This is a genomic window from Collinsella sp. AK_207A, assembly GCF_902501965.1.
In the GTDB taxonomy this organism is placed as follows: Bacteria; Actinomycetota; Coriobacteriia; order Coriobacteriales; family Coriobacteriaceae; genus Collinsella.
This window is the reverse complement of the sequence record NZ_CABWID010000010.1, coordinates 179,391-192,950: the sequence shown is the minus strand read 5'-3', so window position 1 is coordinate 192,950 and position 13,560 is coordinate 179,391. Positions and strand designations below refer to the sequence as shown.

Sequence of the window (13,560 nt, the reverse complement as noted above, 5' to 3'; positions counted from 1 at the left end):
GGCCGCCTGCTGCTTGGGGATGCGCCGTTTGCCGACGCTCGCCCGCACCCTGCGTCCGGGCGCTGAGATGCTATCATTGCTGGATACGGAGAGATGGCAGAGCGGTTGAATGCGGCGGTCTTGAAAACCGTTAGGCGCGCGAGCGTCTCCGGGGTTCGAATCCCCGTCTCTCCGCCATGTTCTTGCCGAGGGCGGGGCGTGCGCCTCGCGTTGGCGTTTGCTCGTGGTCCCATGCAAGCATGCGAGAAAGGGGCCCGGTGCAGCAGGATAAACAGCAGGATATTCGCGAAGCCGACGCGCGGTTCATGCGCGAGGCACTGTCCGAGGCGAGGCGGGCGGCATCGCTGGGCGAGGTGCCCGTCGGCGCCGTCGTGGTGCGCGCAGGTCGGGTGATCGCTCGCGCGTGCAATCGGCGCGAGCTGGACGGTGACCCGTCGGCGCACGCCGAATTCTCTGCCCTGGTGGCCGCAGCGCATGAACTGGGCCGGTGGCGCCTCTCCGACTGCACGGTGTACGTGACGCTCGAACCGTGCCCCATGTGCGCGGGTCTTATGGTGAACGCACGGGTGGGTCGGTGCGTCTTCGGCGCGGCGGATGCCAAGGCGGGAGCACTGGGCTCGGTGCTGCGCCTGCAGGACGACTCACGGCTGAACCACGCCTTTCCGGTTACGGCGGGCGTGCTGGCAGACGAGTGCTCCGCGGTGCTGCGCGCGTTCTTTGCCGAGCGGCGAGGGGGCGTGGCGGCATTGCTTGCCGGCGACCATGCGCACGAGCTGGCGCGGGACGAGGCGCCTGATCCGGTTGTCGCGGAGTCGCTGCCCACTGCGGCCGCTCCACCGCTCCGCGTGGCGATCGCCATGGATTCCTTCAAATGCTGCGCCTCGTCGTCCCAGGTAGAAGCTTGGGTTACGGAAGGCGTGCGCCGCGCCGAGCCGGAAGCGCGGGTCGTCTGCCTGCCCGTGGCGGACGGGGGCGAGGGCACCGTCGAGGCCGTCTTGGCGGCGCGACCGGGCGAGCTGCGTCACGTCACGGCCCGCGGCCCCCTGGGCGGGGAGCGCTCGGCGGCATATGCGCGCTTCGGCACGGAGGCGCTCATCGAATCGGCGAGCGCGGCGGGTATTTCACTCAGTCCCTGCACGGATGAGGCAGCGTGTCGTGCCTCCACGGCCGGGGTGGGAGACGTGGTGCGGGCTGCGATCGCAGGCGGCGCCGAGCGCATCTACCTTGGACTGGGCGGGGTGTGCGCGAACGACGGCGGCGCCGGGTTCCTACAGGCCCTGGGCGCGCGCTTGCTCGATGCGGCGGGGGTACCGATTCCTCCTGGGTTGGATGGCTTGGCGCAGCTTGATTCCATCGACCTGGGTCCCGCCGCGCACCTGCTCGACGGCGTTGAGCTCATCGGCTTGACCGATGTTCGCGCGCCGCTGCTGGGCGCGCGTGGGGCGCTAGCCGTGTTCGGTCCGCAGAAGGGTCTTGCGGACCCCGCCGCGCACCACGGCACGATGGTTGCGTACGCGCAGCTGCTCTCCCGGGCATTCGAGCGCTCGCGTCGCGCCGGGGACGCGTCGCGCCGCTTTCGCTCGCTTGCCGGCGTGCCCGGAGCGGGAGCGGCTGGTGGCCTGGGTGCCGCGCTGCTCGCCCTCGGCGGCACGCTGGTCTCGGGAGCGGATACGGTGCTCGACCTGGTGGGCTTCGACGACGCGGTGGTACAGGCAGACCTGGTCATCACCGGCGAGGGGCACATCGATGCTCAGACTGCCGAGGGCAAGGCGCCCGTTGTCGTGGCGGCTCGAGCCAAGCGGTCGCAGAAGCCCGTCATCGCCCTGGTGGGCGGACGTGCCGAGGACCTGAGCGTTGTGTACAAGCAGGGGATTGACCTGGTGCTTCCCGTTACACGCGAGCCCATGGACCGCGCGCAAGCGCTTGAGGCGGCGGAGGCGCGCGTCAACTTGGCTTGCGCCGGGGAGGCTGCGGTGCGGGCGTATCGCCTGCGGGGACGGTAGTCGCCGCGGCACCGGCGTCTTGCTCGATTCGCCTGCCGCGCGCCAGGTCGCTGCCCCTCGACAGCGCGCGCACAAGCAGGTATCATCGATGGAAGCGCCACGTGCGTTCGATGGGTTCGGATGACGACATGTTCCGAATCTGGTCAGGTCCGGAAGGAAGCAGCCATAAGGAGCCTCTGTCGGGCATCCGTTCCCATCGAGCGCACGGCGTTTTTTCATAAGCGAGACGGTTCTCGTTCTCCGTTTTTGCCTATCGGGACATTTACCGTTTATTGACATTTCTGCACCATGGCGGACCTATCATGATGCATGGAATTGCGGGCGGCTTCATGGGCGAGGCCCTTTGCCGCCGGGTGTGCGCGAAAGATTGGGTCGCATGATCGAGCTGTTGAGACGATTTGCGGGAAGGTACCGCTGGTATTTCGTAATCGGACCGGCGTGCAAACTGCTCGAGGTGTTCTTCGATTTGCTGACGCCCATGGTCATCGCGCGCATGATCGACGAAGGCGTCGGCTCGCACAACCTGGGAATCGTGCTCAAGTACGGCGTGCTCTTGCTGGTCATGGCGGTTGTGGGACTCTGCTTCACGCTGGTATGCCAGAAGATGGCCGCGCTTGCCTCGCAGGGCATGGGCACGGATATCCGTCACGATCTGTACGCGCGGGTCAACCAGTTCGCCTATGCCGAGCTGGACCGCTTTGGTACGCCCTCGTTGATCACGCGCATCACCAACGACGTCAATCAGGTGCAGCTCGCCGTGGCGCTCGGCGTGCGCCAGCTGATCCGCTGGCCGTTCCTGGCGGTGGGGTCCGTGGTCGCCGCCCTGCTCATCGACGTGCGCCTTGGCATGGCCGTCTTAGTGTCCACGCCGCTCATCGGCATCGTGTTCTGGCTGGTCATGGCGCGCTGCATCCCGTACTTCAAGAACCTGCAGGCCAAGTTGGATACCATCGGCCTTATCCAGCGTGAGGGGCTCTCCGGCGTTCGCGTGATTCGCGCCTTCGTGCGCGAGGACCATGAGCGCGAGCGGTTCCACCGGGCGGCGGCGGAGCAGGCGGATATCGCCATCGCCGTGGGCCGGCTCTCCTCTACGCTGAACCCGGTGACGTTCCTGGTGATGAACCTCGCCATCTGCGCCATTCTGTGGCAAGGCGGCGTTGAGGTGAACGTTGGCGAGCTGACCCAGGGCGAGGTCATGGCGTTCGTCAACTACATGACCCAGACGCTGCTCTCCATTGTCTACGTGGCCAACCTGGTGGTGGTGTTCACCAAGGCGAGCGCGAGCGCGGCGCGCATCAACGAGGTGCTGCATGCGGAGCCTAGCATCGAGGATGACGCGGCGGCTCCGTCTCCGCAGGCTGCGAACCGCGAGACGTCCGCCCTGCGCTTTGACCATGCCTGCTTCTCGTTTGGTCCATGCGCGGCAAACGCGGTGGACGACATCTCGCTCGAGCTACCGGTCGGCGGTACGCTCGGCGTCATCGGCGGTACCGGTTCTGGTAAGTCCACGCTGGTGAGTTTGGTGCCGCGCCTGTACGACACCACATCGGGCTCCGTTGAGGTGCTCGGCCGGAACGTGCGTGCGTGGGCGCTCGATGACCTGCGCCATGCGGTGGGGCTCGTGCCCCAGCAGGCCTCGCTCGTCTCCGGCAGCATCCGCGAGAACCTGCGCTGGCGCAATGCCGACGCGGACGACCAGGAGCTTTGGGCTGCGCTCGACACCGCGCAGGCCAGCGAGTTCGTGCGGCGTCTGCCGCAGGGCCTGGACGCCCCGGTCGAGGCGGGCGGCAAGAACTTCTCCGGCGGCCAGCGCCAGCGCCTGACCATCGCCCGCGCGCTCGTGGGCTCGCCGCGCATTGTGATCCTTGACGACTCCGCCTCCGCGCTCGACCTCAAGACGGACGCCGCGCTGCGGCGCGCACTTGCCGGCATGAGCGTGACGCGCATCGTCGTGTCGCAGCGCGTGAGCTCCGTGCGCAGCGCGGACCAGATCCTCGTCATGCGCCGCGGCAAGGCCGTGGGCCTGGGCACGCACGACGAGTTGTTGCGCGCTTGCACCGTGTACCAGGAGATCTGCGCCTCTCAGGGGGTTGATGATCGTGCCGGTCACCCCGCTTTGGAGGAAGATGCCCGGCGCGCGCGTCCGGATGCGGATGAAGGGGGCGAGAACTGATGCCGAATTCGTATTCCGCAGTCGGGTCGATTTCGACGGTCACCGCCAGCGTGACGGGCGGCGGCTCCGAGTTGAACGACGGCGATCGCAGCGTCCCGGCCATGTCCGCGGGCGAGGTCACGCGGCGCCTGCTTTCCTACGTGCGCCCGCATGCCGGTTCGTTCGCGCTCTCGTTCGTGGCCGCCGCGGTCTCCGTGACGCTGCAGTTGTACGTGCCCATCCTCATTGGCCAGGGCATCGACCTCATCGTCGGCGCCGGGCGGGTGGACTTTGCCGCGCTGACTCCCTTGGTCCTGCGCCTCGGCTTGGTGGTGATCGGGGCATCGGTCACCCAGTGGCTGCAGGGATACTGCATCAATCGCCTGTCGTACGAGACGGTGCGCGACCTGCGCGTTCAGGCGAGCGATAAGATCAGCCGCATGCCCATCTCGTTCATCGACGCGCACCCGCACGGCGATCTCATCTCGCGCGTGGTGAACGACGTGGACCTGGTGGGGGACGGCCTGCTTCAGGGATTCACTCAGCTCTTCACCGGCGTCTTCACCATTGTGGGGACACTTGTCTTCATGCTGACCATCTCGGTGCCCATGGCCATCGTGGTGGTGCTCGTGACCCCGCTCTCCATTTTTGGCGCCGGTGTCATCGCCAAGGTGTCCAACAAGAGTTTCTCCGCGCAGCAGCGTATTCTGGGGCAGCTGACGGGGCATATCGAGGAGTACGTGGGCAACCAGCGGCTGGTCTCGGCCTTTGCCTTTGGCCCGCGCGCGCAGGAGGGCTTCGATGCCATCAACGGCGAGCTCTACACGGCCGGTGAGCGCGCGCAGTTCCTGAGTTCGCTCTCCAATCCGGGTACGCGCTTCATCAACAACGTCATCTACGCGGTCGTCGGCGTAATCGGCTGTGCGTGCGTGATCACGGGCTGGCCGGCACCGCTCACCGTGGGCGGCGTGCAGGTGTTTCTCTCGTACGCGAACCAGTACACCAAGCCGTTCAACGAGGTCACGAGTGTGATCACGCAGATTCAGACCGCATATGCGAGCGCGCGGCGCGTCTTCGCGCTGCTGGATGCGGAGGAAGAGGAGCCGGATGCGCCGGACGCCCTGGTGCTGGCGGCTCCGCAGGGTGCCGTGGCGCTGGAGCACGTGGACTTCTCCTACGTGCCGGATCGGAAACTCCTGCAGGACATCTGCGTGGATGCGGCGCCGGGCCGGCGGTTCGCCCTGGTGGGCCCAACCGGCTGCGGCAAGACCACGCTCATCAATCTGTTGCTGCGCTTCTACGATGTGGACGCCGGCGCGGTGGAGCTGGACGGGACCGATATCCGCGAGCTCACGCGTGCCAGCCTGCGCCACAGCTTTGGCATGGTGCTGCAGGATAGCTGGCTCTTCGAGGGCACGATTGCCGAGAACATCGCCTACGGTCGCTCCGATGCCACGCGCGAGCAGATCGTCGATGCTGCGCGACGGGCGCATGCCGACGGGTTCATCGACACGCTGCCACAGGGGTACGACACGGTGATCGCGGAGGATGGAGGCTCGTTCAGCCAGGGCCAGCGCCAGTTGCTCTGCATCGCGCGCGTCATGCTTACCGATCCGGCCATCCTGCTGCTGGACGAAGCGACCTCGAGCATCGATACCCGCACGGAGCTGCAGGTGCAGGCGGCCTTTGACGAGCTGATGCGCGGGCGCACGAGCTTTGTGGTTGCGCATCGGCTGAGCACCATTGTGCACGCCGACTGCATCCTGGTCATGCGCGACGGGCGCATTGTCGAGCGCGGCACGCACGAGCAGTTGCTCGCAGCGGGCGGCTTCTACGCGGAGCTCTACAACAGCCAATTCGCTAGCCCCGCCGCGTGTTGAACGATGGAAGGAATGTCCCCTTCCATCGTTCACCGTGACGGGCGGGGTACTATACGTGAAAGAACGAACCTGGTTCGTTTGTGTAGGAAGGGATCATCATGACGTACGCAATCGTGGTCGAGAGCAAGACGGGCAACACGCGGAAGCTGGCCGATGCGCTGGCGCGGGAGCTGGGTAGCGAGGTCGTGACTGCGGACGATTCGCAGGTGGACGCCGCCATCGACGCTGCCGGCACCGTGCTGGCGGGCTTTTGGTGCGACAAGGGCGACTGCTCGCCGGCCGCGGCGAGGGTGCTGGCGGGGCTTTCCGGCAAGCAGGTGTTCCTGTTCGGGACGGCGGGCTTCGGTGGCTCGGCGGAGTACTTCGACCGCGTGCTCGGCGCCGTGGAGAAGCACCTACCCGATGACGCTGAGCTGCTGGGTACGGCCATGTGCCAGGGCCAGATTGCCCCGGCCTCCCGTGGGCGTTGGGAGGCGGCGCTCGCCAAGGACCCGGAGGACAAACGCGCCAAGATGATGCTGGCGACGTACGACGCCGCGGCCGGTCATCCAACGGAGGCCGACGTGGCACACGTGGTAGCCGCAGCGAAGCAAGCGCTGGGGCGGTAATTCAACCAGCATGATCGAAAGAACGTGTCCGGTTCGTTCGATCACGGCGCTGCCGATTTGTTCCTACTAATAACCTATTAAGTTTGTCTGAAGATGGGCAAGTGACGGCTTCGGAACCTGACAGAGACCTCCCCGGGGTGTAGTATCGTCCGCGTCCAAGAAATGAGATGTGGGGAGGACCATTTCTTATGAAGAGGAACATCGTCTTGCCGATCGTGACCGCGACGGTGCTGGTGGTCGCCGTGCTGACCTTCGCGCTGCCCAAGATCCTGGAGGGTAACGGCGTGGCGGGCGCCGCCGATCCTAAGGCCGAGCAGTTCGCCCAGGGCCAGGACGTCGTCATCAAGGCCTCCGACATCTCCAGCGATGCGAGCTACTACGACTACGACGCCAACGGCACCAAGGTCCAGCTCTTCGCCGTTAAGGCGTCCGACGGCACGGCGCGTGTGGCGCTCAACACCTGCCAGGTGTGCCAGGGCTCGCCCAAGGCGTACTTCGTGCAGAACGGCGACAACTTCGTGTGTCAGAACTGCGGCAACAGCTTCGCTTCCACGCAGGTGGGCGACGCCGCACAGGGCTGCGACCCCATCCCCGTCACCAACGCGGACTACACCATCAAGGACAACACCATCGTGGTGCCGGCTTCCTTCCTGGACCAGTACGCGAGCTCCTTCACCAACTGGAAGAAGGCGTAGCGCCCCATGGCGGAATCCGGTAGGGGAGCGGGCCGGATGCAGCGGGCGACGGTCTACGTAGAGGGCATGAGCTGCTCGGGTTGCGAGCAAGCGGCGGAGCGCGCGCTCACGGCAGTGCCCGGTGTGCGCTCGGTTTCGGCAAGCGCGCCCGACGGCATGGCACGGGTGGAGTTCGAGGCCCCGTGCACGGCGGAGCAGCTGTCCGCAGCGGTGGACGCGAGCGGGTACATCGCACGCGGGGTCGAGCTGACGGGTTCGGACGCGCGCCCGGCAGGTGCGGTTCGGGGCGCGGAAGCCGCGGCTGCGGGCAAAGGCACGTGTGCATGTGCGGCCGCGGGCCAGGATTTCCACGGCGCGGCCGCCGTGAGCACTCCTGCCGTCCCCATCCGGCGCCCGGGCACCATGGATGCCGTCTACCTGGTCATCATCGCGGCGGGCATCTTCCTCATCGCACAGAACCTGGGCATCAACCGCTTCTTCCAGAGCATCCCGACCATCAACGGCGCGGGCCTGGGCTCGGCGGCGCTCTTCGGCATCGGCCTGTTGACCTCGGTGCACTGCATCGCCATGTGCGGCGGCATCAACCTGGCGCAGAGCGTCGCGATCGCGCCGGCGTCCGCCAACGCCGGCGTTGCCGCTGACACCGCCGCCGCATCCGGCGAGCACCCCCGGGCGGGCCGCGGCCGCGCCTCGCTCGCCCTGGGCCCGAGCCTGCGCTACAACGCCGGTCGCCTGGTCAGCTACACGTGCATCGGCGGCGTGCTAGGCGCCGCGGGCCAGGTGGTGTCCATCTCGCTCGGCGTGCGCTCGATCATCGGGCTCCTGGCCGGGTCGGTCATGGTCCTCGCCGGGCTGGGCATGACGGGTATCCTCGCGCCGCTCGCACGCCTCACCCCGCACCTCCCGCGCCCGGTCGCGTGCGCCGCCGCGTCCATCGCCCGCCGCGGACCCTTCGCGCTTGGCCTGGTCAACGGCTTCATGCCCTGTGGACCGCTCCAGGCCATGCAGGCCTATGCCATCGCGAGCGGCAGCTTCGCGGCCGGTGCGCTCTCCATGGCGAGCTTCTGCGCCGGTACCATCCCGCTCGTGCTGGCCTTCGGCGTGTTCGCGGGCACCATGCACCGCACCTGGCGCCGCGCCATGCTGCGCGTGGCCTCGGTGATGATGCTCATCTTCGGCCTGTTCATGCTGCAGAGCGGGTTGGCGCTCGTGGGCGTGCAGCTGCCCGGTGCCTCCGCGAGCCGCGCGGCGGGCGGGTTCGTGCGGGCCCAACAGGACGGCGACGTGCAGACCGTTACCACCGAGCTGCGCGCGGACGGCTACGACAGCATCCAGGTGCGCGCCGGCGTGCCCGTGCGCTGGACCATCCACGCGGCCGCGGGAACGCTCAACGGCTGCAACGGGGAGGTCGTGCTGCCGGGCTTCGACCAGCAGGTCAAGCTCGTGGAGGGCGACAACGTCATCCAGTTCACGCCGCAGAAGGCGGGAACCTACAATTTCAGCTGCTGGATGGGCATGCTTCACGGCCAGATCGTCGCCAACTAGCCGCCCGCGCGATGGCATGCGGGCGCTCTGCACGTACGGCGTCCGCCGCGTCATGGAGGCGCTCGACGGGCCCGGGTACTCGTTTTTCCACTGCCGGGCGAACGTCAGGCTCGTCACGCTTGCGACGGACGTGTGATTGAACCCGGCACCTGGTCACCTCTGGTGACCTTGCTGGCTACGCCTCCAGCGCGCGGCGGGCGAGCTCCAGGCAGCCCATGACGCCCTGCTTGCCGTCTAGGCTGTTGTTGACGATGTAGGTGTCGATGTCCTCGACCTCGGGCGTGGCGATGTAGCCGTTCAGCAGCTCGGCGCACTTCTCGCGCGCCAGCGGCACGATGGGCGTGTGGTCGGACACGCCGCCGCCCAGGATGATCTTCTCGGGCGAGTAGCAGAGCGTGTAGGTCACGAGGGCCTGGGCCAGGTAGCCGGCGAGCAGGTCCATGGCCTCCGGGTCCCCGGCCAGCTCGCTCGCGCGCCTGCCGCCCCAGCGCTTCTTGACGCCCGGGCCGGCGATGAGGCCCTCCAGGCAGTTGTCGTGGTAGGGGCAGCCGCTGTGCTCGCCGATGGTGTCGCGCGGGTCGCGCGTGACCAGGATGTGGCCCGCCTCGGGGTGCAGCATGCCGTGCAGCAGCTTGCCGCCGACGATCACGCCCGCTCCCACGCCGGTGCCGATCGTGAGGTAGACCACGTCGGACAGGCCCCTGGCGCAGCCGAAGGTGGCCTCGCCCAGGCAGGCGGCGTTGACGTCGGTGTCGTAGCCGCAGGGGACGCCGAGCGGGCCGGCCAGGCTGCCGAGCAGATCGAAGTGGCGCCACGCGGTCTTGGGGGTCTCGAGGATATGTCCGTAGCGCGGGGAGGCGGGGTCCACGGCGGTGGGGCCGAAGGCGCCGACGCCCAGCGCGGCGATGCCCTTGCCCCGGTACCAGGCGACCACGGCCCGCATGGTCTCCTCGGGCGCGGTGGTGGGGATCTCCTCGCTCTCGAGGACGGTGCCGTCCGCGTAGCCCGTGGCGCACACCATCTTGGTGCCGCCGGCCTCGAGTGCCCCCAGCAGTTGACGATCCATCGTTGCTCCCTTCGACTGATACGCTGCGCGTATGCTTGATGGCCACACTGTAATACGGTTGCGCCGCCGGGCACCCGTCTGCTCTTTCCAGTACCTGGTGGAAATCGTCGGGCGCGCGGGTGACGTGCCATCGAACCCGGTAGCCTTACACATCGTTTCATAGTATAGAACAGAATGAAACAGTTGGGAGATGTCGCGTGGTCTCTCCCGTGTCGCTCCCGCACCGGCCCCGTGGCTCGACCAGGTTGTCGGGCGCGCAGGCTCAATGGACTCCACCCACAGATATACCAGTTAAAACAAATGGTTTCAAAACAGTAGCGTTCTATTTCACCCAATCTGCCGTGCTGAAACCAACCTACCGTTCATCTCGAATTCTTAACCGCTTACCGCCTAATCCACCCTGCAGGAATTGCGTATGTTTCATGATTGACTATAGTCATGAAACACAGAGGCAGCACACCGAATCTGGGAGGGGCGGCTATGCCAGACAACACCATGCAGACCTTCAACATCTCAAACGTTATCGACGAGAAGCTCATCGCGCTCGACCTGGACGTCCGCACCAAGGAGGAGATGCTGAACCGCCTGACCGACCTGTTCGACGAGCAGGGCAAGCTCAACGACCGCGATGCCTTCTTCAAGGACGTCATGTGGCGCGAGGGCGAAGGCCAGACCGGCATCGGCATGGGCGTGGCGATCCCGCACGGCAAGTCCGCCGGCGTCAACAAGACGTCGCTCGCCATCGGCACCTCCAAGAACATGCTGGCGTGGGAGTCTCTGGACGACGAGCCCGTCAACGTGGTCATCCTCTTCGCCGTGACCGAGGGCGACTCCGACATCATCCACCTCAAGCTCATGCAGCGCGTGGCCATGCTGCTGGCGCACGAGAGCTTCATCGACCAGCTCCACGCCGTCAAGACGCCCCACGAGATGCTGACCCTGCTGGAGTCCGACCCCGAGGACTTCGATGACTAGCGCGCGAAGCGCGAACGACGAGCAAACGGAAAGCGATCCAAAAGCGATCCAAAAGCGATCCAACAGCAATCGATAGGCACCGCGCATCGCCCACATCGCGGACGTGCGCACCCACGGTGAGAACGCCGCACCGGGCCACCCGCTGCCCGGTCCCACGGCTCAAGACCCTAGCGGGGAGAAGAGGAGGGGCCATGAAACTCGTAGCAGTCTGCGCCTGCACGTCCGGCATCGCGCACACCTACATGGCCAAGGAGAAGCTGCGCAAGGCGGCCGAGTCGCTCGGGCACGAGATCCACATCGAGACTCAGGGCACGATCGGCGTGGAGGATGAGCTCACGCCCGTGCAGATCGCTGAGGCGGACGCCGTCATCCTGGCCGTGGACATCCACGTGGAGAAGGGCCGCTTCAAGGGCAAGCGCGTCATGGAGGTGCCCACGAGCCTCGTGCTCAAGGCGTCCAAGCAGATTATCCAGAAGGTTGAAGAGAGTCTGAAGGCGTAAAGCGCACGCCCCGCACGGGCGCACAGATTCCACCATGAGAAAGGGGAATGGAATGAAGAAAGTGCTCAACGACATCAAGAAGCACGTGCTGACCTCGATCAGCTACCTGCTTCCGCTCGTCGTCGCGGCCGGTTTGCTGATCGCCATCGGCAACCTGTGCGGTGGCTCCGTGATGGAGTCGCTCGACGACCTCACGGTGCCCTCGGCGCTCACCACCATCGGCGTGTGGGGCATGGGCCTGATCCCGTCGTTCATCGGCGGCTACATCGCCTACTCCATCGCCGACCGCCCGGGCATCGCCCCCGGCTTCCTGATGGGCCAGCTCGCGAGCTTCCTGAATGCGGGCTTCCTCGGCGGCCTGATCGGCGGCCTGATCGTGGGCTACATCGCCCTGGCCATTGAGAAGTACCTGAAGGTTCCGAAGTGGGCCCAGGCGCTCATGCCGATGATGATCGTGCCCACCGTCTCCACCATCATCGCCGGCCTGATTATGTTCTTCGTGCTCGGCGGCCCGCTCGTCGCCTTCACCACGGCGCTCAACAACTTCATCACCAACCTCGATCAGTCCCAGAAGGTTGCCTACGGCTTCATCATCGGCTGGATCGGCTGCATCGACTACGGCGGAGCCATCTCCAAGGTCCCGAATCTCATCTGCGACGGCCTCATGGCCGACGGCATCTACGGTCCCGAGGGCATCAAGGTCTTGGCCGCCATGGTCCCGCCCTTCGGCGTCACCTTCGGCCTGCTGCTCTCCAAGCTTATCCACAAGCCCATCTTCAAGAAGTCCGAGGAGGAGAACATCAAGATTGCCTTCCCCATGGGCGTCTGCATGATTTCCGAGGGTGTCATCCCCATCGCGATGAACGACCTGGTCCGTACCGTGATCTCCACCTCCATCGGCTGCGGCGTCTGCGGCGCCATCGTGTTCTCCATGGGCGTTGAGAGCATGGTCCCCTCCGGTGGCGTGTTCGTGATCCCCGCCATGACCAACCCGCTGTGGGCGGTGATTGGCCTGCTGGTTGGTTCCTGCGTGACCGCCGTCCTGCTGGTGCTCATCAAGAAGCGCCTGTCGCCTGAGGAGATCGACGACCTTGGCGCCATCGAGGACGACACCGAGGAAGAGGTCGACCTCTCCGGCTTCTCCCTGAGCTAGTCACTTACGAGGCGGGGCGGCCCCCCGCGCCCCGCCTCTCCGGCACGACGACCCACGACGACTCGAGTTTTCCAGAGGAAAGGATGCGCACAAGATGTACGAATCGATGAAGGGCATGCTGGCGAAGGCGAACGCCGAGGGATACGCGGTCATGGCCATCAATGCGGTGGACCTCGAGATGGCGCGCGGCATCATCACCGCGGCGGAGCAGATGAACGCTCCCATCATCATCGACCTGCTGCAGGATCAGATCAAGCGGTACTTCGATTGCGACATCCTGACCCAGCCCATCATCAAGATGGCCCAGGCCGCCCACGTGCCCGTCGCCATCAACCTAGACCACGGCCACGACATCGCCCACCTCAAGCGCTGCCTGCACGAGGGCTTCTCGAGCGTCATGTGCGACGCCTCCGCCCTGTCGCCCGAGGAGAACGCGAAAGTCACCCGCGGCATCGTGGAGCTCGCACAGACCTACGGCGCGTCCGTGGAGGCCGAGGTCGGCAACATGGGCTGCTCCGTGGGCGCGGACGCGCACTTCACCGACGACCAGATGTACACCGACCCGGACGTGGCCATCAAGTTCATCCAGGACACCGGCGTGGACTGCCTGGCCGTGAGCTACGGCTCCACCCACGGCGACTACCCGGAGGGCTACGTGCCCACCTTCCACTTTGACATCGTGGAGAAGATCAAGGCTTCGACGGGCGCCCCGCTCGTGCTACACGGCGGCTCCGGCACCGGTGACGAGAACATGCGGCGGTCCGTGGAAGTCGGCATCAACAAGATCAATGTCGGCACGGACTACATGATCGCCCAGCGCGAGTTCGTGGCCAAGACGCTGGCGGAGGACCCCGGCTACAACTGGCCGCAGCTGCTCCAGGATAGCTGGGCCGCCGGCATGGAGGTCGTCAAGCGCTACATCGAGCTGTCCGGCTCGGCCAACAAAGCGTTCTAGCTCGCTCGCGCGCGAACTGAACATAGTC

At 66.2% G+C, this 13,560-nt stretch carries 11 protein-coding genes, 1 tRNA gene and 1 other RNA gene; 12 read left to right on the top strand and 1 reads right to left on the bottom strand.

The features are described from left to right. Positions 1-87 precede the first annotated feature (87 nt). The 8 genes from GDJ97_RS02475 to GDJ97_RS02440 all read left to right on the top strand — a co-directional run bounded on the left by GDJ97_RS02475 (position 88) and on the right by GDJ97_RS02440 (position 8,883). A tRNA-Ser gene (locus GDJ97_RS02475) sits at positions 88-177 on the top strand. A gap of 80 nt (positions 178-257) precedes the next feature. Then, the gene (gene tadA / locus GDJ97_RS02470) at positions 258-2,003 is read left to right on the top strand and encodes a tRNA adenosine(34) deaminase TadA (protein ID WP_226808751.1); all 1,746 of its coding nucleotides are present in this window, start codon (positions 258-260) and stop codon (positions 2,001-2,003) included. A gap of 108 nt (positions 2,004-2,111) precedes the next feature. Then, positions 2,112-2,205, top strand: an RNA gene (gene ffs / locus GDJ97_RS02465) — signal recognition particle sRNA small type. 174 nt (positions 2,206-2,379) lie between these two features. After that, positions 2,380-4,176, top strand: coding sequence for an ABC transporter ATP-binding protein (locus GDJ97_RS02460; protein ID WP_152069634.1), 1,797 nt, complete (start codon positions 2,380-2,382; stop codon positions 4,174-4,176). Continuing rightward, the gene (locus GDJ97_RS02455; protein WP_152069633.1) at positions 4,176-6,035 is read left to right on the top strand and encodes an ABC transporter ATP-binding protein; all 1,860 of its coding nucleotides are present in this window, start codon (positions 4,176-4,178) and stop codon (positions 6,033-6,035) included. The genes GDJ97_RS02460 and GDJ97_RS02455 overlap by 1 nt, the downstream gene beginning before the upstream one ends. Positions 6,036-6,133: 98 nt before the next feature. Continuing rightward, positions 6,134-6,643: a flavodoxin family protein BilS gene (gene bilS, locus GDJ97_RS02450; protein ID WP_152069632.1), complete on the top strand. Its 510-nt coding sequence runs from the start codon at positions 6,134-6,136 to the stop codon at positions 6,641-6,643. 188 nt (positions 6,644-6,831) lie between these two features. Then, the gene (locus GDJ97_RS02445; RefSeq protein WP_193221276.1) at positions 6,832-7,338 is read left to right on the top strand and encodes a DUF2318 domain-containing protein; all 507 of its coding nucleotides are present in this window, start codon (positions 6,832-6,834) and stop codon (positions 7,336-7,338) included. Between the two features lie 6 nt (positions 7,339-7,344). Next, on the top strand, positions 7,345-8,883 hold the full coding sequence (locus GDJ97_RS02440; protein ID WP_152069630.1) for a sulfite exporter TauE/SafE family protein: 1,539 nt from the start codon (positions 7,345-7,347) through the stop codon (positions 8,881-8,883). A 175-nt stretch (positions 8,884-9,058) separates the two neighbouring features. Here the strand turns inward: GDJ97_RS02440 and GDJ97_RS02435 are convergent, their stop codons facing one another. Further along, positions 9,059-9,949, bottom strand: a complete 891-nt coding sequence (locus tag GDJ97_RS02435) for an ROK family protein (protein ID WP_152069629.1) — start codon at positions 9,947-9,949, stop codon at positions 9,059-9,061. Positions 9,950-10,429: 480 nt separating this feature from the next. Between GDJ97_RS02435 and GDJ97_RS02430 the strand changes: the two genes are divergently transcribed. From GDJ97_RS02430 to GDJ97_RS02415, 4 genes are all read left to right on the top strand, one after another. Continuing rightward, complete coding sequence (locus tag GDJ97_RS02430; protein WP_226808749.1) at positions 10,430-10,924, top strand: PTS sugar transporter subunit IIA; 495 nt, start codon at positions 10,430-10,432, stop codon at positions 10,922-10,924. Between the two features lie 191 nt (positions 10,925-11,115). Beyond that, positions 11,116-11,424 (top strand): PTS fructose transporter subunit IIB, encoded by a 309-nt coding sequence (locus GDJ97_RS02425; RefSeq protein ID WP_152069628.1) that lies wholly within the window; start codon positions 11,116-11,118, stop codon positions 11,422-11,424. A gap of 52 nt (positions 11,425-11,476) precedes the next feature. Continuing rightward, positions 11,477-12,577, top strand: a complete 1,101-nt coding sequence (locus GDJ97_RS02420) for a PTS fructose transporter subunit IIC (protein ID WP_152069627.1) — start codon at positions 11,477-11,479, stop codon at positions 12,575-12,577. 94 nt (positions 12,578-12,671) lie between these two features. After that, complete coding sequence (locus tag GDJ97_RS02415) at positions 12,672-13,532, top strand: class II fructose-bisphosphate aldolase (RefSeq protein WP_152069626.1); 861 nt, start codon at positions 12,672-12,674, stop codon at positions 13,530-13,532. Positions 13,533-13,560 lie beyond the last annotated feature (28 nt).

Coding starts and splice junctions, on each gene's coding strand:
- GDJ97_RS02430 (WP_226808749.1), top strand. CDS start 10,430: ATGCCAGACAACACCATGCAGACCTTCAACATCTCAAACGTTATCGAC.
- GDJ97_RS02425 (WP_152069628.1), top strand. CDS start 11,116: ATGAAACTCGTAGCAGTCTGCGCCTGCACGTCCGGCATCGCGCACACC.
- GDJ97_RS02440 (WP_152069630.1), top strand. CDS start 7,345: ATGGCGGAATCCGGTAGGGGAGCGGGCCGGATGCAGCGGGCGACGGTC.
- GDJ97_RS02415 (WP_152069626.1), top strand. CDS start 12,672: ATGTACGAATCGATGAAGGGCATGCTGGCGAAGGCGAACGCCGAGGGA.
- bilS (WP_152069632.1), top strand. CDS start 6,134: ATGACGTACGCAATCGTGGTCGAGAGCAAGACGGGCAACACGCGGAAG.
- GDJ97_RS02445 (WP_193221276.1), top strand. CDS start 6,832: ATGAAGAGGAACATCGTCTTGCCGATCGTGACCGCGACGGTGCTGGTG.
- GDJ97_RS02455 (WP_152069633.1), top strand. CDS start 4,176: ATGCCGAATTCGTATTCCGCAGTCGGGTCGATTTCGACGGTCACCGCC.
- GDJ97_RS02435 (WP_152069629.1), bottom strand. CDS start 9,949: ATGGATCGTCAACTGCTGGGGGCACTCGAGGCCGGCGGCACCAAGATG.
- GDJ97_RS02460 (WP_152069634.1), top strand. CDS start 2,380: ATGATCGAGCTGTTGAGACGATTTGCGGGAAGGTACCGCTGGTATTTC.
- GDJ97_RS02420 (WP_152069627.1), top strand. CDS start 11,477: ATGAAGAAAGTGCTCAACGACATCAAGAAGCACGTGCTGACCTCGATC.